Origin of the sequence: Paenibacillus illinoisensis NBRC 15959, from assembly GCF_004000925.1 — a bacterium.
In the GTDB taxonomy this organism is placed as follows: domain Bacteria; phylum Bacillota; class Bacilli; order Paenibacillales; family Paenibacillaceae; genus Paenibacillus; species Paenibacillus illinoisensis.
Genome location: NZ_BIME01000019.1, coordinates 1 through 19438 on the forward strand (window position 1 = coordinate 1; position 19438 = coordinate 19438).

Genomic DNA, 19438 nt, shown 5'->3' on the forward strand with positions numbered 1-19438 from the left:
GAACACCAAGACGCTCACGGCCCTGCCTCGTTCGCGGTGGTCGCCATTGCCTTTGGCTCGGCTCCCCTCTACACGACTTCCAAATGCTTTCCTATAAACCTTTTAACCAATTTCAACATTTCTATCAGTATAGACCTGATTCCAGGTTTTCAACATGACTAATTATCGGTCATTCCTTGCCGGTTCTTTACTCAACAAGAGAACGGCCAACTGGCCGTTCTCTTGTTGCATATCTATTTATCAATTTACTCCGCACGCAGCTCCAGCAACGCATCGCGAAGCTCGGCTGCACGCTCAAACTGCAGATTCTTCGCAGCATCCTTCATTTCTGCCTCAAGACGCTGAATAAGCGACTGACGCTCCTTCTTCGACATCTTCTCGGCAGCACCTGTAAGATACTCGTTCTTGGATTCAGCAACCTTGGTTGCCTCGATCACATCGCGCACTTTTTTGCGGATCGTTTGTGGAGTAATTCCATGCTTCTCGTTATATGCTATTTGAATTTCACGACGGCGTTCGGTCTCTTTTATTGCTTTATCCATCGAATCGGTCACTTTATCACCGTACAAAATAACCTTACCGTCGCTGTTCCGTGCCGCCCGGCCGATCGTTTGAATCAGGGAGCGTTCGGAACGAAGGAAACCTTCCTTGTCGGCATCCAGGATGGCAACAAGTGAAACTTCCGGCAAATCGAGTCCTTCTCTTAGCAGGTTGATCCCGATCAGCACATGGAATGTTCCCAGCCTCAGATCACGCAAGATTGCCATACGTTCCAATGTCTTGATCTCGGAGTGCAGATAGCGGACCTTGATACCAATTTCCTTCAGGTAATCCGTTAGATCCTCGGACATTTTCTTCGTCAGGGTTGTAATAAGCACACGTTCGTCCTTGGCAATCCGGTCATTAATCTCGCCAATCAAGTCATCGATCTGTCCCTTCGTTGGACGAAGTTCAATGACTGGATCAAGCAGACCGGTCGGACGAATGATCTGCTGCACCATTGTATCTGTATGCTCAATCTCGTACGGTCCTGGCGTTGCCGATACATAGATGATCTGGTTCATCTTCTCTTCGAACTCTTCGAATTTCAGCGGACGGTTATCCAGTGCTGACGGCAGGCGGAATCCATGATCGACCAGAACAGTCTTCCGTGCCTGGTCACCGTTGTACATGGCACGGATCTGCGGCAGGGTCACGTGGGACTCATCGACCACGATCAGCATGTCGTCCGGGAAGTAATCCAGCAGCGTGTAAGGCGTATCACCGCGTTCACGGAATGTCAGCGGGCCTGAATAGTTCTCGATCCCCGAACAGAATCCAACTTCCTTCATCATCTCAATATCATAACGTGTACGCTGCTCCAGTCGCTGCGCCTCCAGCAGTTTGCCTTGTTCGCGCAGTACTTCAAGCCGCTCTTCCAGTTCACGCTCAATGTTGACAAGTGCGACCCGCATCGTTTCTTCCTGGGTTACGAAGTGAGATGCCGGGAAGATGGCAATATGATCGCGCTCACCGATCAGTTCTCCGGTTAACACGTCAATTTCCGTAATTTTCTCAATCTCGTCTCCGAAGAGCTCTACCCGAATCGCATGTTCACCCTTGGATGCCGGGAAAATCTCTACGACGTCGCCACGCACACGGAATGTTCCCCGTACGAAGTTGATGTCATTCCGCTGATATTGAATCTCGACCAATCGGGACAAGATCTGGTTACGCGGCTTCTCCATCCCTACGCGCAGTGACAGCAGCATGCTAGAGTAGTCATGCGGCGATCCCAAACCGTAGATACAGGACACACTCGCTACAATAATGACATCACGGCGTTCAAACAGCGAACTGGTCGCCGCGTGACGCAGCTTGTCAATTTCCTCGTTGATGCTGGAGTCCTTCTCGATATACGTATCGGAAGACGGAATATATGCTTCTGGCTGATAGTAATCGTAGTAACTGACAAAATACTCAACCATGTTGTTTGGAAAGAATTCTTTGAATTCACTCGCAAGCTGTGCTGCCAGCGTTTTATTGTGGGCAATAATCAGCGTGGGACGTTGCAGCTTGGCAATCGTCTGCGCAATGGTGAAGGTTTTACCCGTTCCAGTTGCACCCAGCAGCGTCTGATATCTTTTCCCTTCCTGAACACCCTGCACCAGTTCTTCAATGGCAGCAGGCTGGTCACCTTGGGGAGAAAACTCGGACTCGATCTCGAACGTTTTGTCGCTCATTATAATATCGCTCATTGCCGTATCTCACCCTATCGTCTAAAATAATAGTCACTATATATTGTCGAAGTTCCCCGAATTTTCATATGGGAAAACTTATAGTAATAGGAATATTTGTTCCCGTATAATTATACCTCGTTCGTACATGTGATGCAAACGTGAAGTAAAGACAGGAGTGGGTTAATTTATGGATATTGCGACACTTATCGGCATTATAGCCGGGATTGCCGCAGTGATCAGCGGTTTTTTGTGGGAAGGCGGCCAATTGTCCGGCCTCGTGCAAAAAACGGCTGCTCTGATTGTATTCGGTGGAACAATTGCTGCAGTGGTTGCCAGCTTCCCGTCTCATCGGCTGCGTACCATTCCGGCAGCACTGCGCATGGCGTTTGGACGTAATGACAATGATCCGCGCAAGTGGATGGAAGAATTGGTGGACATGTCCTCAATCGCCCGCCGTTCAGGTGTGCTTGCACTGGAACGCCAGGTGATGGATCATCCGCATCCATTTCTGAAAGACGGTATCCAGATGGTTGTAGATGGCACCGATCAGGATGTGATCCGTCAGATCATGGAGCTGGAGATCGATTCGGTAGAACAGAAGCATGAGGGCTATGCCAAAATCTTCGAGTCCGCCGGAGGATACGCTCCAACCATGGGTATTATCGGTACGGTCATGGGACTGATTCAGGTTCTAGGCAGCCTGACGGATCCTACCGGACTGGGCCCGGCCATCGCTGTTGCCTTTACGGCAACCTTATACGGGGTAGCCAGTGCCAATCTTATCTTTTTGCCCATTGCCTCCAAAATTAAGTCCAGAGGTGCTGAAGATATCCAGATGATGGAGATGCTGCTTGAAGGTGTGCTCGCCATTCAGAATGGGGAGAATCCTCATCTTGTACGGAAACGGCTTGAGTCCTTCACACTCACACATCGTCAAATCTCACGTTCTGTAGTGAAGGAGGGATTGGATGAGTCGGCGCAGTAGAAGGCGCGGAAAACGTGAACCTGGTGACCATCGGGATCGATGGATGATTACCTATGCCGATCTCATTACGCTTCTGCTGATCTTTTTTGTCATCATGTACGCCATGAGCAATCTGGACTCCGGCAAATACGACGTGGTAACCCAATCACTGCAAAATACATTTAATCAATCCGATTCCATTCTTGACCTTGGCAATGGAGTCGATGAAACTGCAGGTCATACCATCACTGAAGTTCCTCCAACCGAGGTCCAAGGTGAAGATACAACATCTCCCGAAGAAGGTCAGCCACTGACCGAGCGGGAAGAACAGTTTCGATCCCAGGAAGAGGAGCTGCAGAATCTGTTCAATGTGATTACCCAGTATATCGAAGATAATAAACTGGAAAATCAGATTTTTGTGGCAGATAATCCGCAGGGGATCTCCATCACCCTGAGTGACCGCTTTCTGTTCGATCAGGGACAGGCTGCCCTCAAAAGTGACGCTGCACCTACACTCAGCAAGCTCGCAAGCCTGTTTCGTGACCTGAGCACTGTCGTCAGCATCGAGGGACACACCGACAACGTGCCTGTCGGCGCGAATTCCACATACAAAGACAACTGGGAACTTTCCGGTGAACGCGCACTATCTGTGCTACGGTTTTTCCTGGACAAAGAAAATCTGGACCCTGACGGATTTCAGTACGCAGGCTATGCAGACACACGTCCCACAGGTGATAATTCCACCGCAGCCGGTAGGCAAAAGAACCGCCGGGTCGAAATCACCGTACTGCGTCAGCTGCAACCCCAAACCTAAGTTCCAATTGGACGAGGCATCCCGTCACTTCACCAAAAAAGCACGTTCCTGCTGAACCGAATTCAGTAGAACGTGCTTTTGTGTTTCTATTTTACTATAGGGACATTTTACTATAGGGACATTTTACTGTAGGGACAAATTCAAATTCCAGTCCACTTTGTTATAAATGCTGTTCGATTGCACGAACAAATTCCGCACATAATTCACCTGACGCTGAACGAGCGGCTCGGCCGTTTGCTCCAACCAGTACAATCTGCCTGCCAGGAAAGCAACCGCGTACTCTTTCCACGAAGAATAAGCCGATTGCGCTTCAAGGGCCGCCTCCAAAATCAATTGTTCTGCCTCCACTTCAGTGATAAACCCGACATATGCACTCTTACGGCACAGGTTGGCGTATCTTCCCCAATCCCAAGCTGCAATGCCGGCAGGGGGCAGTTTGTACATATACGTTTTGACCACCAGGTATTCATGATATCGGCCCGTTTCCGGATTAAGGGAGTGAATGCACTTCCATTGATCGGCTTCCGATAATGCATTCATAAAAGTCCTCATTTGTTCAAACGCAACCCGATGCCCGCCTTCCCGGATCCATTCCAGACCCGACAGAAGCTCTTCCCTGTTATGAATACGCCACTCTTCTTCCAGAGAGGTACGGAATCGATCTTTTTCCTCTTCATTCTCATCATGTTCGTAATCGTTGCGTATATCCAGTCCATTCATCTCATCCATGATGGCGCTCATGCCCCGAAACCACAGCTGTTTATCCGTAACACCCTGCACAGCCTGAGCCGCTCCTCTGTCCTGTCCCATGATCCTTGTCCTCCTTCCTATGTAAAATGCAAGTCCATGACTTCATCTGGCTCCAGATGCTGAAGGGGTACAGCCGAAGGCCACAGTTCATACGCCGGCTTGGATTTGCGAAGCTTTTTCAAAAAGGAAAATCCCCGTTCTGCCGCACGAGCAGAAATAGCGTCACGACGCGTAACATAATCCGGGTGGTCTGGCTGACTGTGAATAGCCTCTTCGGCATAGGCGAGCGCCTGATCCCAATCATGTTTATCGTAATACACCATGCTCAGAACACTGCACACATCGCCCCGCAGACCTGCGCCGTAGGCTTTGCCCAGTTCAAGAATGGCTTGGTCCATATCCCCCGCATGATAGGCTGCAATCCCGGAATACAACCAGATATGAGGATCAATATCCTCCGGTTCTTCTCCGTCTATATAAGCTTCCACATAAGCGCGGACACTTGCCCAGTCTTGGACCTCTACCAGATATCGTGTAATGAACAGCAATCCCCACGTTTCGACGGTCTCCATGTTGGACATCATTTCCGCAAGTTTGTTCAAATGTGGATCCTTGTCCTGCATATCAGACTCCATCACGCAAACGACCGCCATTTTAGCAAGCTCATATACGTTCGGATGTTCATTTAACCCGTTGACGTATGTATCGTGTGCCGGCATAAGCTGCCCCTGTAAACGCAGGATATCTCCTTCAATCAGAGGGCCGTCCTGGTCCTCCGGATTCTCGCTCCGGAATTGCCGGATATCGTGCAGTGCCTGTTCCATCTCCCCCAGTTTCGTTCGCGCAATGGCCAGATAATAATAAATGACCGCTTCATGCTCATGGACCAAAGAAGTTTCAAGGCATTGTACGGCCTCGGCATACTGCCCCAGTTTCAGATGTGCGAACCCTTTCCGGTACCAGGCGTTTGCAAAATCATGCTCCTTAACCACAACAATCTCATAATCGGCAAGCGCTTCTTCATAACGTCCCATTCTAAAATAACAAAGCGCCCGCAGCGAATAATATTCATAGGGCTCGGGATTGAGCTCAATCGCCTGACCGGATAGTTCAATGGCAGGCTCAAGCTGATCTTCTCTCTGGTAAGCACTCGCAAGCAAATGCCTGACCTCCGCATGCGACGGATCCATCTCTGCTGCTCTGCCCAGATCCTCTATGGCAGCCGTATTATGGTCCATGCGCAGATGTAGTTGGCCCCGTTCGAGCAATATCGGAAAGCTGCTGATTCCTTCCCTGCTCGCAGCAGCTTCAGCATACTGAAGAGCTTCAATCCCTTCCTCGCCTTTGCCTATTCGAACAAAGCCCTGGGCCCAGAGCAGATATAATGCCGCATCCAACTCCTCGTTTACATTAATTTCACCGAGATACTGAACAAGCTGCTCATCGTTCCACAGTTCAGCATACCCCTCGGCAGCTTCACGCTGCAGCTTGCGACGAACGACCGCATCCGCTTCCTGCTCAGCCGCTCTGATCTTTTGCTCAACCCGTTTCCGTTTCAGCTCCAGCAGCGTAATCTGCATCTCCAGATCATGAGGATACTGAGTAACGATCTGCTCAACCATGTGGAGTGCTGTCTCCAATTCCCCCTGCTCCTGATGGAACAAGACCAATCCATTCAATGCATCCAGTTGGTGAGGTTCGCGTTCCAGCACCTTGCGATATAGCTGCTCAGCCTGTTCCTTCTGCCCGGCGGCATGCAGAAGTCTAGCGCTATGCAGCAGCCCGTCCACTGCATCTGGTTCGAGTGCAGCCAACCTTTCAAACAATACCAGAGCGGCGTCTTCCTCCTTGTTCCAGAGGCGGAATTTGGCGGCCAGCCGGATCAGGTCCGGGTCATCCGAATACAGTGCCATACCTGCATCAATGTGTGATGCGGCTTCTGCAATATCACCTCGAAGCATCAGTTGGAATGCAGTTTCACGCAGACGAATGAAGGTTTCATAGTCTACGTCTCTTCCCGGATCAAACGTGTCATAACGAAGCTCCCACGGACGCCCCAGTTCCACGCCCGGATAGTCTGAGATTTCCTCCGGAAGCACCTCTTTCAGCTCTTCCCGCTGTTCCGTCCAGCCGAAGAAGTCATCCAACCGTCCCCAGACGGCTTTCGGTAAAAAAGGACGTTCATACAGCATCCGCAGCAATTCCGTTCCCGTATAAAATTTCACGTCCAGCTGCCATAGTTCCTCGCTCTGCAGCCAGTCCTCCCATACGGCGGAATCTGCCCGTTTGAATACATCCTCTACAATAGAACGTGCTCGTTCAAGCAAGTGGACTGTGTCATCCACGGAAGCTGCATCTTGAAGCGAAGTGGCTGCTGTCTCAACAGGAGCATCCCAGTGATCCACGGTAAAGTAGACGGGACCCTCTTCGGATTCGGAAACAGCTTCCTGCAGAGAGCCTTCCGCCTGAACAGAGCGGAGCTCCATCTCAGACTGATTCTGTGCTTGCGGGCTGGCCTGCTCCGCAAGCAGCTCCTGATCCGGCATCGGTTCTTTCGCTGCCTTCAGGGCCTGCTCGTAAGCCGACCGCAATTCTTGGAACCCCTCCGGATCATCTTCCGGATGTGTACTTCGCAGCTGCTTCGCATACGCACGTCTTATGGCTACCGTATCCTGCGTAGGCTCAAGCCCCAATCTTGTCCAGATGTCCATTCACATATCACTCCCGCACTCTTTCAATTTGATCCAGTACTTCCTTCAACTTTTCTGCCTCTTTCCTGATTTCACGGTCGTCCTGGCGTTTGAGTGTCTCTTCGAACTGCAGCATGGCCTCGGCTATGATCGTGCGGTACTCGGCCAGTGATTCTTCATACATCCGTTCTCCGCGAGCCAGGAGCAATCGGTTCTCCATCCGGTCCCGCGGATGGATCTTGATCGCTTCCAGTGCTTTGAATCGCTCGGCGATTTCCTCTTTGGACAGGTCACTTTCTTTGCCCTGTATTATCGCTACCTTCTTCTCGCCTGTCTCCACCGAAGACACTTCCACTTCCAGGATGCCGTTAATATCATACGTGAAACGGATATCTACGGCCTGTTGCCCTGCAGGTGCAGGTGGTACTGAGATGGTCAGTTCCCCCAGCTTGACATTGTTCTTCGCCAGCCGGCTCTCTCCCTGATATATATCCGCAGTAATGGATGCCTGATTGTTGTGCATCGTATAGTACCGCTCCACCTTACTAACGGGGATGACTGTATTCCGTTCAATGATCGGCGCAAACATGCCTGATTCGAAACGTCCATTGCCAAGCGACATCGACACAGAGGTTCCCAGTGTATACGGGCATACGTCTGTCAGAATCACTTCTTCAAGATCGGCATGGCGTTCCTTCATTGCGGCCTGAATTCCCACACCGAGGGCTACAGCCTCATCCGGATGCAGATGGTTCGCAGGCAGTCTGCCGAATAATTTACCTGTAAACGAATAAATAAGCGGCATACGCGTAGCCCCGCCTACCAGGATTACGGCATCCAGCTCATTGAGTTTGACTGAAGCATCACGCAATGCGCGCTCGACCGGTTTTTGTAATCGTGCCAATAACGGTTTAGCCGCCTGATCAAATCTTGCACGGTCAACACGAAGTTCCCTTACTCCCTCTTCCAGCGTTAAGGACATCGTACCTTCTCGTCCATCAACAAGCGCACGTTTGCAAGATTCGGCCTGCTTCCAAAGGGCTGACTGTGCCTTGCCTGACAACGTATCCTGCTCAATCTGATGCTGCTCGGCAAACATGTCCGCCAGTAGTCTTGTGAAATCCTCGCCCCCCAGGAAGTTATCTCCGGCAACCGACTTCACTTCCATGATCTGATCAAACAGTTCCAGGACCGATACATCAAATGTACCGCCGCCCAGATCAAATACCAGAAATTTCGTCTCTGGCTGCTGCTGATGCAAACCGTATGCTATAGCTGCGGCTGTAGGCTCACTGAGCAAGCGCTCCACCTTGAGGCCAGCCAGTTCTCCTGCTCGCTGTGTAGCCTTGCGCTGGGCATCATTGAAATACGCGGGCACGCTAATAACCGCTTCGGTCACGGACTCCCCCAGATAGGCTTCAGCATCCGCCTTCAGCGATTTCAATATAAAAGCCGATAATTCTTCCGGCAAAAAATGATATGTACCCAAATGGAACGTTCGCCCGGTCCCCATATACCTCTTGAAGACAGAAGCTGTCCGCTCGGGGTGTGTGATCAGCCGCTCTTTGGCCACTTCACCGACGAGCATCTCCCCGTTGTCGTCGACACTAACGACGGAAGGCGTCAGGCGGTTGCCGAGTGCATTTGGAATAATAACGGGTTCTCCGCCAGCCCAGCAGGATACCAGGCTGTTCGTTGTTCCCAGATCAATACCGATGATTGTCATGGAGTACTTACCCTCTTTCTGTTCAACATCTATAAAATGTACAGGACAATCCCACAGGCCTTGTTATATGCTGGCATATACAAGTCCGGCATACCGGATGGACCCTGTCTAATTCATTCCTTAACGAACAATTTATCATAGATTAACAACCTGAGGACATAGGTATAACTTCACTGATTTACCCAAAAGCAGGCACCACGAATCAGACCCTTGGCACCTTCCCTACCTGATTACAGCCCAAAAACCGGATACACAAATGTGCACCCGGCCGTTCGAATTTATGGAAGTCTTTCTAGTGATTAAATGAACCAATCCTGAATGGTCGCAGTAGATTTACATTGTTATGCGTCCACACCAGGCTGATTGGGACGGAGAATAACCGATCCGACCGTCAGCAATATGGCAGCCATGCCACACAGAATGAGCAGCGGCAGTTTGATGTCGGACAGCGTGCCGCCTGCAGAGATCGTCTCAACGGCTTGGATCGTCCATTTTTGCGGGACAAAGTTCGCCAGCTTTTGCATATAATCCGGCATAATTGACAGCGGCCAGAAGCACCCTCCGATCATGCAGGTTGGTGTGATAATAAGCGAATTCAGGACGTTTGCGTTTTTGGATTCGCGGATCAATCCGGCTACTGTACTCGCAATCCCCATGGATACCAGCATAAACGCAGCCAAGATGAGGAAATGTACGCCAAATGGAATACCTGCGTCATAGTGCAGCACCCACCTGCTGATCCCCAGCACCAGCACAATCTGAATCATGCCGATGGCAAAGCTGCCCATGAAATTGCCGAGAGCAATTTCATATGCACGGACAGGAGCGGTGTACACTCTGGCCATCGTCCGCTGCCTGCGGTCTTCCATAATGACAGCTACTGCGCTGGTCAGCAGCCCCATCATGAACATGATTGTAAATCCGGTCACATTGTTCAGTCCAGGTTTGGGATACATCTGCAGGTCGGTAGCTTCGCCGGAGATCTGATGTTCCGCCGTTTTCTGCAGCAGCTGTTCGAATGGCTCTTGAGTTGCTGTCAATTCTGCAATCTGTTCTTGACTTGAAGCTGCACTCGTTGCTGCCATCACAACCTGGGCCGACTGATGCAATCCGCTAGCCATCCCTTCTATTGCAGCCCGCAACGTGTAAGAACTCTCACTGACACGGAGTTCAACCAGCTCGATCGATACGTTCTTCCCTTGCAGCAAGTCATCCGTATAATGAGCAGGTATGATGATTCCCGCATTCCCCTTTTGCCGGGTAATGGCTTCTCGCAGTTCTGCCTCCGTGTTCATCGGCTTGAGCAGGTATTCTTCCTTGCCCCTAAGTTCATTCACAATCCATGTACCCGCTGCCCCTTGATCCTCGTTTACATAAGGAATAACCGCCCGCGTGGCTTGCTCACTCCCAAATAACGCAACTGCTCCTGTGACAACAAGGCACGGAAGCAGCAGGAAAGCCATAAATCCCCGTTTGCGTCCTATGGTGCGTTTGATCATTAACCAGGCAATATTCAGACTATTCATAGCGGTATCCCACCTTCCCGTAGATCACAGCTGCGATGGCAAGCAAGACGGCACTCACAATACCGAGCATGAGGATATTATGCATAATCTCGCTCATCGATGCGTTCAGCATCATGCGCAGGAAACTTTGCAGGGCCCAGTGATTTACCGTAAATTCACCAATCCGCTGCACAAAATCAATGGCAATCGGCGTGAACCCGCCGCTAATAAACGTCATGGCAATGATGATGCCCTGCATTAACGCACTTGCAGATGCCGCACTTTTGCTCACGAGTGCCACAATCACACCAATCATCATTGAAGATATGGTAATCAGAACGCAGATCAGAACAATCAGCCAAGGATGTGTCCCCCAATTTACGCCATATAGCCAATAGGTCATCAGAACAATAATCAGCGCCTGCATGAAGGCCAGGAGGCTGTTGCCTGCAATTTTCCCTGCAAAAATGACACCATTGCCTACGGGAGCAGCCTGCAGGCGGGTTAAGGTTTTCTTGTCGCGCTCACTAAAAAGGCTGCTGCTCGTTGTCATGCCTGCGTATAACATGAACATGGCCAGCATGGATGCAGCATAATATTGAGAGGCACTGTATGAGGTACCTGATGTTCCAGGGTTGCTGACGTTAACATAAGAGATATTGGCCGAACCCTCATCAATCATGGATGCCACGGCCATGCTTGCTTCCGGTCCCAACACTTCCACTGTTGCCATATGCCTGTTCAGTTCATCCGTGAAGCGGGTAAACAACGTCTCACCTACGATGTTCAGTGTGCCGTCTTTCCCCAGAATCCATTGCAGCTTGGCGTCTTCCCCATTCGCCATCCGTTCCTCCAGATCGGGCGGGATCAAGACTGCAAAATCGAGTTCACCTTGCCGGAGATCACGCTCTGCTTCCTCCTCAGTCGTAAAGTGCTGTACTTTCATCATTTCGGATACAGCCGGAGCCGCTACAAATGCGTTCAAGGCTTCTGTGACTGAACCTGAATTCGAACCTGTCTGAATCACTCCCACGCGTACCTGTCCAGGCACGTTGTCCTTCCCCGTATCCATCGTACTCGATAACGCAGCACCCAAAATAAAGATCAGCAGTAGCGGCAGAACAAACAGGTTCAAGAGAACAGATCGGATTCTCAGGATCCTCCTTATTTCAAACATGCAAATATGCCAAATGTTCATCCATGCCACCTCCTAATCCCGCAGCGTTCGACCGGTCAGATTGAGAAACAATGTCTCCAGATCGGGCTCTTCAACCTTGAGCGACTGAATGGCAATCTCGTGTTTGCTGCAGATGAAAAGGATATCCTGCAGGTCCTGCTGTGCCGAAGGCAGCGTAATGGTCAGGGTATCTCCTGCCACTTCTACCGCACGTACACGCGGATGAAGCCTCAGTTCCTCAACGGCACCGGGTCCTATCCCCGAAGCGATTAGCACGATTTTCTCCTCGGACGCCACCCGCTCTCTCAGTTCCGCTTCGGTGCCACAGGCAATGATGTGCCCCTGATCCATGATCGCCACCCGGTTACTGATCGCCGCGACTTCCTCCATGTAATGGCTTGTATAGATAATGGTTGACCCCATCTTGTTAAGCGTGCGCACAGATTCCAAAATATGATTTCTCGACTGGGGATCAATTCCTACCGTTGGCTCATCCATAATAATCAGATCCGGCCGGTGCATAATGGCACATGCGATGTTCAGCCTGCGTTTCATCCCGCCAGAGAAAGTGGATGGGGCATCCTTCGCTTTATCCTGCAGCCCGACAAATTCGAGCGATTCCTGCACCCTCTCCTTCAACAGTTTCCCGCGCAGTCCGTATAGCCTGGCAAAAAAATTGACATTCTCCGCAGCAGTCATCGCTTCATACAGCGCCAGATCCTGCGGCACAAGTCCAATCTTGCGTTTAACTTCAAGCGGTCGCTCCTTGACAGAGATGCCATTCAGCCGGATTTCGCCCTGATCGATGCTGAGCAGACCTGCAATCATACTGATGGTAGTACTTTTGCCGGCTCCGTTCGGCCCTAAGAGTCCAAATATCTCCCCCCGCTCCACACTAAGATTCAAGTGATCCACCGAAAGTTTGCTGCCGTACCGTTTGACCACATGTTCCATTTCAAGAATAGCCATCGCTCATACACTCCTCTTCCACTCCAGCATCCCGCCGCCAGATTTCATATCTGTATTGTATCGAATCCCATGGTCCCGCGAAGGTACGAAAGGTCATAAGATGAAGGTGACTTAAGTCACCTCCTGCATAAGAAGCAGGCTGTGCTATAATCAGGGGTGCAATACCCGTAATTTCCCATTCTATTTTAAAAGGATGTTTCTTACTTATGCCGATGCGTATTCTGCAATACGGTTTAATTCTCGTTCCTGCGGTCCTGTACCTTTTGATGCAGCCCTTGGACCAGGAAGATTTATATACGCTGTATATCATCATTGCCCTGGGACTCGCTGTCTGCAAGGACTTTGCCCGTTCTCGTACTCGGTATGTGCTGCTCATCCTGGCTGAAATGCTCTGGAGCTGCTGGCTGATTGCTGTATACGGACCCTTCATGTTGTTTTTGTCCTTATCCATACTCTATGTGTATATGTATCGACTTGAAGGGACATCCCGCTGGTTGATGTTGGGGGCTCAGCTGGTCGCCACAAATATAGCATTACATTGGCAATACGCTCCGCCTCAAGAGCTGCTTCCTTGGTTTGCCTCAGTTTCTACCGAACCTAAATTTCCCTTTCCGGAGGAGATAGCAGGAAGAATGGTGGGGAACCTGATCATTGTCCTTACCGCCGCACTCTCCTGGCAGGGTTCCAGAATGGCAAGCAGTCGCGGACAGCTGGAACAGGTATATGATGAGCTTCGCAGTAAACATTACGAGCTTCAAGACGCTCGAGCACAACTGCTGCTGTTCACGAAGCAGCTTGAGGGAGTGGCTCAGGAGGAAGAACGGACCCGGATTTCAAGGCAGCTTCATGACGATATCGGACACCGCCTCATTCGTACGAAAATGATGTCCGAGGCTGCCCTGTTAACCCTTCCTTTGGATACTGAACAGGGTACGGAAATGGTAAGGCAAATACGCGATCAATTGGCAGCAAGCATGGATGACATGCGTGCTACGCTTCACAAACTGCGTTCCCATTCGTATGTATCCGAAGCCTATGCACTGGATCTTCTTCTGGAAGAGGTAGGCAGGGAGACGGGGGTGAAGACGAGTTATGAAGTCCGCGGCTCATCCCGTGAGCTGTATCCGAGCATGCAGATCGTACTATATAAAAATGCCAAAGAAGCGCTAACCAATGCGTTGAGACATGGCAACGCCAGCACAATTACGGTGGAAGTGGAGTTCGGGGAACGTGAGGTCTGCATGTCCGTCAGCAATAATGGATTAACCGAAGCGGAGCAGTCTGCAAGAGCCCAGCCTCAGGGAACACAATCGAACCGCAGCACAGCAGCAGATTCGGGCCCATCGGGAATGGGGCATGAAGGTATGCGACTCCGCACAGAATCCATTGGAGGCCGGCTTGAGATCCGGCAGGCTTACCCTTACACCGTAACTACACGTTTGCCCATGATGAAGAAGGCTGATTTGATCTGAGAAAGGAAGTGATTTTGCTCATGTCTGAACGAATGGAAACAAGTAAACATAAAGAAGCTGATCAAATCCAGCCCATTCGGCTGATTCTCACGGACGATGACTCTTTTATTCGCGAGAGCCTGAAGGTCCTGCTCGGACTTGATCCTGGCATTATCGTCACGGGCACGGCATCCAATGGATGTGAGGCACTTGAACTGCTGGAGTCAGGAACCGCTGCCGACGTTGTATTAATGGATATCCGCATGCCGGACTGCAATGGCGTGGAGGGTACCCGTATCATCAAGTCCCGCTTCCCTGACATGCGTGTACTGATGCTGACGACATTTGACGACGATGAATACATTATCCAGGCTCTGCAGAACGGTGCTAGCGGTTATTTGCTCAAAAATGTACCCCCCGACCGAATTATTCAAGGCATCAAAACAGTACATAACGGTGATATGCTGATTCACCCCGATATTGCCCGCAAGCTTGCGGGGCTGCTTCGTCCGTCTGCGGCTCCCCAATCACATCCACAACCACCTCTTGATACTTACGGTCTGACACGAACGGAACTGGCCGTTGCAGAAGCGATATCTGAGGGGCTGTCCAACAAGGAAATTGCAGCTAAACTGTTCTTGAGTGAAGGTACGGTCAAAAATTATGTCACCGAAATTCTCGGAAAACTAAGCCTGCGTGATCGGACACAGATCGCCATCTTTATGTTGAAGAATTAGCTTCACATAGCAAAAAGGGTACTCCCTCGCTTTCCAAGCGGTGAAGTACCCTTTATTTATTACATTTCTACTGATCCTTGTTCATTCACGCTCGGAGCTGGCAGCGCCAGCGGAGCTTCATCATTATGATTATTTTTGCGACGGGCAAATAATTTGAGTGTGATGATATGGAACAACGTCAGCGGACGCAGCTGCACTGCCCAAGCTTCATGGTTGTCCGGAGCCATAAGCACACCTAGCTGATGATGTTCACCTTCATAGATGGCCCGCTGCATAAATTTGCTCTCCCCCTGATGGTTACGAACTTCCAATTTACAAAAGGCCGGATTCATCCTCAGTGCACGATGCAGTTCTTCCGGTGAGTCTACCATCACACCGTTCACCTTATAGAGTGTCTCTCCTGCTTCGATGCCCAGCTCTGCAGCAGGGCTATCCGGAATAATGCCAAGCACCTTCAAGCCATGGACCGGATGAACAAACACCGGACTGCGGTGCTGTTCCTCGAACCCACTGTACCACACCAGAAATTCATGGCCGATAAATGCTGCCAGAGCGGCAACCACCATAAGTGGTGACCACCACGCCGCCAAGAGACTGAGCACAAGCAGGCCTGTCCCGTAGAGCAAGAGCCGCTTGGCGGATATCTGTACCTTTTGCCCAGGAAGCATACTCTGCGTAACTTCGCCGAATCCAAGCAGGATCGGAAGTGCCATCAACATATAGCCATCTCCTGCATTCAAGAGAGGACTCCAGGCGAGTTCTGCTCCACTCCCCGTTACTGGTACCATGATCAGCATCGGAATCGGCCAAAAATGCTGCAGCTGGTATCCTCCAACCAGCTTGCCGCGCTTGCCTTCAAAGAGCAATGGCGAAGCCATGGATACCCCTTGCAAGCGAACAAGCATCGCTTCACCTAGATGCAGTAAGGCTGCCAGTACCAATAAGGCAGGCATGTCCAGCGCACGCAATGCCTCCGTGATACTGCCAAGCCATCCCTCCGGCTGCCAGCCTGAGGCCAGGTTCAGCCCAAACTGCACCACGCCAAGCAGCCCTGCCGCGTAGGCGAAACACAGATAGCGAATACGGAAAAATGCCAGAACTAACGTGGCGGCCCATATGCAAATGACACTGGCAAGTGTAAGGTGCGCCCCGAGGAAGATGGATATTACCGAGACGATGATACCAATGACGATACCTCCGAGTAAGGCACGGATCGTCTGGGTGATGGAACTTTGCAGACGAACATGAAACAACCTACGTTCCTGTAATAATTGACGATGATAGATCAGTGCGATCAAAATGATTGCAATATAATAAAACGGCTGAGTAAACAACTGCAGCACTGCTTCCCCTAATGTTGTTAACCATGGCCAAGCCCATTCCATGATGGCCCGTCACCCCTCTCTTTCAGCCGGTTCAGAAAAAAAGAAGGCTGATTATCAGCCTTCTTAATGGCTTCGACACGACGGTCTAAATATCCTTTGAGACATTTTCGATCGCGCGCTTCAGCTGTGCATCATATTGAGGATTGGCAATACGTTCAATCAGAGCCGCTTCCAGTGATTCAGCGGTTTTCTCGTCGATCTCGCCGGTAACCTCAATGCCTTTCTGTTTCTGGAATGCTTTGACCGCTTCTTGCGTCTTCTGGTCATAGTATCCATCTACACGATCCGGCTTGAAGTCGAGTCCTCTCAGCATCGTCTGCGCACTTTTCACATCCGTGCTATTGCTGTCATATTTCAAAGGTAATTTCTCTTTGTTAATCGGTGCCACCGAGAAGTAATCCGGCTGGTTCACCGCTATATCCGGTTTGATGCCTTTTTCATGAATCCAGTCTCCATTCGGAGTCAGCCATTTCGCAATGGTGATTTTCAGCAGGCTGCCATCACCCATTTGCTTGTCATAGCTCGTCTGTACCGTGCCTTTACCAAAGGAGTTTTCGCCAACCAGCGTTGCGCCTGCAGACTGCTGCAATGCACCGGCCAAAATTTCCGACGCACTTGCGCTTCCTTTGTTCATCAGTACCGTAATCGGGTACGACTTGCTGGAACCATTCGATTTGCTTTGCTCACGTTTGCCGTTTTTGTCCTCGACCTGCACGATCACTTTGCCTTTTGGAACAAACTGCTCGGCAATGTCGATAACGACTTGCAATACGCCGCCCGGATCATTACGAACGTCAATGACCAGACCCTTCATGTTCTGTTTCTCCAGATTGGCCAGCTCTTCCTTGAAGCGTTCTCCGGTATTCAGCGAGAATTGGGTGATGGTAATGACACCTACACCGTTATCCTCCATGTGGGCATATACCGTCTCGAGATCAATGTCATCACGCACAATGGTAAATTCAATCAATTCTGTAGAACCGGCGCGCTTCACTTGGACCTTGGCTTCACTGCCCTTTGGACCTCTGATTTTGTTAACAGCCTTGTTTAATTCAAGACCTTGCAGAGATTCACCATTCACAGACATGATCATATCTTTCGCCCGAATACCTGCTTTCTCGGCAGGTGATCCTTTGATCGGGGATACGACAACGACGTTTCCATCCTGCGAGGATACCTCGGCCCCGATCCCGGTAAAGGATCCTTCAATGGACTCCTCAAACTGGGCAGCCGTTTCCTGCCCCATGTAGTTGGAGTATGGATCGCCAAGGGATTCCATCATGCCGTTGATCGCACCATCGATCAGCTTGGTCTTATCGACATCTTTATAATAGTTGCTTGAGATCAAATCCATTGCGGTTTCAATCTTCTTCAAATCGTTCTTCTGCTGCGTATTGCCGGTTACACTGGCCAGCAGGCCTTCACCCGAAGTGGTCTGATTGGCCACGCCGGGATAACTCATCAGTACCAGCGTAAGCAGGCTCCCTCCAAGGAGGGCCACAATGGCAAGCAGCAGCGCCGATCTTTTCTTCATCATCCGTTTGCTCACCGCCTTTAGTTTTGAAGCGTGTCAGATTCCATATGCCCGAATCCATTCCCTGAACATGCCAGCTTAGTATATGTCTAGCTTGTACGGAATATGTCTTTTCCATTCCTTCAGAGTCAATCCATTACAGGTAATTCATTGGATTCACTGGCGTACCATTTTCACGAACTTCGAAGTGCAAGTGAGGTCCGGTTGAATTACCCGTGTTGCCTGACTCGGCAATAAGGTCGCCTTTGCTCACTGTATCTCCCTTGCTTACCTTAAATCCGCCTTCACGCAGGTGACCATACAATGTCCAGAGTCCGCCACCATGGTCTACGATAACGGTATAACCGTAACCACTGTACCACTCTGCCATGATAACGATACCGCCTGATGCCGCGTGAACTGAGGTTCCCACAGGTACAGCAAAATCAGTACCATTGTGCATCTTGCCTACTTCACCCGTAATAGGGTGTGTACGACGACCGAATGGCGAGGAAATGCGTCCGCCGGATACCGGTTTGGAGAAGATACCATTGCCCGCGGTATACACGGGTTCACTGCTGCCTGTGCTGACTTTCGTTGGCGCCTTCGCTGCTGCTGCAGCCCGAGCTGCTGCGGCTGCTTTTGCTTTGGCAGCGGCGGCTGCCTGCTGCTCACGAAGTTTGTTTTTTTCCTGAAGCAACGCTGAACGCTTGCTGGCGATCTGAATCAACACATCTTCCTGCTCCTGCGTCAGCTCTTCCGACTCTTCAATTTTAGCATCATAGGAAGCCAGAAGCACCTGCTTCTCCTGTTCCTTTTCATTTAACTGGGCTTTGCGTTGTTTCTTTTGTGCATATAGGCTTTTGGCTTCCGCATACTGCTTGTCCAGTTCAGCCTTTTTGTCGACAACGAGCTGCTTATCCTTTTTGTGCTCATCCAGCAGATGCTGATCCTGATCCACAATCGTTTTCAGCGAATCTGCACGTGTCAGGAAATCCGAGAAGCTTGTTGAAGACAGCAACACATCCAGATAGGATACGGCTCCATCGGTATACATCAGACGTACACGCGATTCCAGCAGTTTCTCCCTTGCGACAATGCGCTCCTCTGCAGCCTGGAGATCTTTTTTCGTCGTTCGAAGATCTTCTTCCGTGTTCTCAATTTCCAGGGAAACGTTCGCCAGTTCATCACTGACAACATTGATCTGCTCCATGACAACCTTCAGATAGGCGTTGGTTTTGTTCTTGTAATGCTGGGCTTCCTTCTTGTTGGAAGCAGCCTTTTTCTGTTCCTGTTTGGCCGCAGCTGCCTTGCTCTCCAGCTGGCTAATCTGTTGATCGATGTCGCTAATGCTACTCTTGGCATATCCGTCCGAAGGTTGAAGCGTCAATCCGGCCAATAACGTAAAGGCCAGCAGCGAAGCTGTTTTTTTCAAAATGGTGATCCCCCATCCTATGAATTCACAAGAAAGCAACCTACACAGGTGGTGAACATCATGTTCTTATGCTTTCTTCCATCTAATTAAGAGTGCGTCTTCC

General features: G+C 50.4%; 14 protein-coding genes. 4 read left to right on the plus strand and 10 right to left on the minus strand.

The features are described 5' to 3' along the window. Positions 1-245: 245 nt before the first annotated feature. Positions 246-2237, minus strand: coding sequence for an excinuclease ABC subunit UvrB (gene uvrB / locus PIL01S_RS27930; RefSeq protein ID WP_095291456.1), 1992 nt, complete (start codon positions 2235-2237; stop codon positions 246-248). 169 nt (positions 2238-2406) lie between these two features. Between uvrB and PIL01S_RS27935 the strand changes: the two genes are divergently transcribed. Both PIL01S_RS27935 and PIL01S_RS27940 read left to right on the plus strand, forming a co-directional pair. Next, the gene (locus PIL01S_RS27935) at positions 2407-3204 is read left to right on the plus strand and encodes a flagellar motor protein (RefSeq protein WP_127540963.1); all 798 of its coding nucleotides are present in this window, start codon (positions 2407-2409) and stop codon (positions 3202-3204) included. After that, positions 3188-3997 carry a flagellar motor protein MotB gene (locus PIL01S_RS27940; protein ID WP_127540965.1) on the plus strand — a complete coding sequence of 270 codons (810 nt, stop codon included), beginning with the start codon at positions 3188-3190 and terminating at the stop codon, positions 3995-3997. Before PIL01S_RS27935 ends, PIL01S_RS27940 begins: the two co-directional genes overlap by 17 nt. A gap of 123 nt (positions 3998-4120) precedes the next feature. Here the strand turns inward: PIL01S_RS27940 and PIL01S_RS27945 are convergent, their stop codons facing one another. The 6 genes from PIL01S_RS27945 to PIL01S_RS27970 form a co-directional block, all read right to left on the minus strand. Then, positions 4121-4807, minus strand: coding sequence for a DUF1266 domain-containing protein (locus PIL01S_RS27945; RefSeq protein ID WP_127540967.1), 687 nt, complete (start codon positions 4805-4807; stop codon positions 4121-4123). Positions 4808-4824: 17 nt separating this feature from the next. Continuing rightward, positions 4825-7458 (minus strand): tetratricopeptide repeat protein, encoded by a 2634-nt coding sequence (locus PIL01S_RS27950; protein ID WP_127540969.1) that lies wholly within the window; start codon positions 7456-7458, stop codon positions 4825-4827. 7 nt (positions 7459-7465) lie between these two features. Further along, the gene (locus PIL01S_RS27955; protein WP_095359889.1) at positions 7466-9163 is read right to left on the minus strand and encodes a molecular chaperone HscC; all 1698 of its coding nucleotides are present in this window, start codon (positions 9161-9163) and stop codon (positions 7466-7468) included. Positions 9164-9504: 341 nt separating this feature from the next. Continuing rightward, on the minus strand, positions 9505-10689 hold the full coding sequence (locus tag PIL01S_RS27960) for an ABC transporter permease (RefSeq protein ID WP_127540971.1): 1185 nt from the start codon (positions 10687-10689) through the stop codon (positions 9505-9507). Beyond that, positions 10682-11866 carry an ABC transporter permease gene (locus PIL01S_RS27965; RefSeq protein WP_127540973.1) on the minus strand — a complete coding sequence of 395 codons (1185 nt, stop codon included), beginning with the start codon at positions 11864-11866 and terminating at the stop codon, positions 10682-10684. The genes PIL01S_RS27960 and PIL01S_RS27965 overlap by 8 nt, the downstream gene beginning before the upstream one ends. Before the next feature lie 12 nt (positions 11867-11878). Further along, positions 11879-12814: an ABC transporter ATP-binding protein gene (locus PIL01S_RS27970; RefSeq protein ID WP_127540975.1), complete on the minus strand. Its 936-nt coding sequence runs from the start codon at positions 12812-12814 to the stop codon at positions 11879-11881. Positions 12815-13020: 206 nt separating this feature from the next. On the opposite strand from PIL01S_RS27970, the gene PIL01S_RS27975 reads away from it, so the two are divergent. Further along, entirely contained in the window at positions 13021-14286 is a 1266-nt protein-coding gene (locus PIL01S_RS27975) for a sensor histidine kinase (RefSeq protein WP_127540977.1), read from the plus strand. A 20-nt stretch (positions 14287-14306) separates the two neighbouring features. Further along, positions 14307-15002, plus strand: coding sequence for a response regulator (locus PIL01S_RS27980; RefSeq protein ID WP_127540979.1), 696 nt, complete (start codon positions 14307-14309; stop codon positions 15000-15002). A 59-nt stretch (positions 15003-15061) separates the two neighbouring features. Here the strand turns inward: PIL01S_RS27980 and PIL01S_RS27985 are convergent, their stop codons facing one another. The 3 genes from PIL01S_RS27985 to PIL01S_RS27995 form a co-directional block, all read right to left on the minus strand. Then, positions 15062-16387, minus strand: coding sequence for a PDZ domain-containing protein (locus tag PIL01S_RS27985; protein ID WP_127540981.1), 1326 nt, complete (start codon positions 16385-16387; stop codon positions 15062-15064). A gap of 85 nt (positions 16388-16472) precedes the next feature. Next, positions 16473-17924 (minus strand): S41 family peptidase, encoded by a 1452-nt coding sequence (locus tag PIL01S_RS27990; RefSeq protein ID WP_127540983.1) that lies wholly within the window; start codon positions 17922-17924, stop codon positions 16473-16475. Positions 17925-18057: 133 nt separating this feature from the next. Next, entirely contained in the window at positions 18058-19335 is a 1278-nt protein-coding gene (locus PIL01S_RS27995) for a murein hydrolase activator EnvC family protein (protein WP_127540985.1), read from the minus strand. Between the last annotated feature and the right edge of the window lie 103 nt (positions 19336-19438).

What these genes read in the sequence shown, in the direction of transcription:
- uvrB (WP_095291456.1), bottom strand. Translation starts at nt 2,237, where the DNA reads ATGAGCGATATTATAATGAGCGACAAAACGTTCGAGATCGAGTCCGAG.
- PIL01S_RS27935 (WP_127540963.1), top strand. Translation starts at nt 2,407, where the DNA reads ATGGATATTGCGACACTTATCGGCATTATAGCCGGGATTGCCGCAGTG.
- PIL01S_RS27940 (WP_127540965.1), top strand. Translation starts at nt 3,188, where the DNA reads ATGAGTCGGCGCAGTAGAAGGCGCGGAAAACGTGAACCTGGTGACCAT.
- PIL01S_RS27945 (WP_127540967.1), bottom strand. Translation starts at nt 4,807, where the DNA reads ATGGGACAGGACAGAGGAGCGGCTCAGGCTGTGCAGGGTGTTACGGAT.
- PIL01S_RS27950 (WP_127540969.1), bottom strand. Translation starts at nt 7,458, where the DNA reads ATGGACATCTGGACAAGATTGGGGCTTGAGCCTACGCAGGATACGGTA.
- PIL01S_RS27955 (WP_095359889.1), bottom strand. Translation starts at nt 9,163, where the DNA reads ATGACAATCATCGGTATTGATCTGGGAACAACGAACAGCCTGGTATCC.
- PIL01S_RS27960 (WP_127540971.1), bottom strand. Translation starts at nt 10,689, where the DNA reads ATGAATAGTCTGAATATTGCCTGGTTAATGATCAAACGCACCATAGGA.
- PIL01S_RS27965 (WP_127540973.1), bottom strand. Translation starts at nt 11,866, where the DNA reads ATGAACATTTGGCATATTTGCATGTTTGAAATAAGGAGGATCCTGAGA.
- PIL01S_RS27970 (WP_127540975.1), bottom strand. Translation starts at nt 12,814, where the DNA reads ATGGCTATTCTTGAAATGGAACATGTGGTCAAACGGTACGGCAGCAAA.
- PIL01S_RS27975 (WP_127540977.1), top strand. Translation starts at nt 13,021, where the DNA reads ATGCCGATGCGTATTCTGCAATACGGTTTAATTCTCGTTCCTGCGGTC.
- PIL01S_RS27980 (WP_127540979.1), top strand. Translation starts at nt 14,307, where the DNA reads ATGTCTGAACGAATGGAAACAAGTAAACATAAAGAAGCTGATCAAATC.
- PIL01S_RS27985 (WP_127540981.1), bottom strand. Translation starts at nt 16,387, where the DNA reads ATGGAATGGGCTTGGCCATGGTTAACAACATTAGGGGAAGCAGTGCTG.
- PIL01S_RS27990 (WP_127540983.1), bottom strand. Translation starts at nt 17,924, where the DNA reads ATGATGAAGAAAAGATCGGCGCTGCTGCTTGCCATTGTGGCCCTCCTT.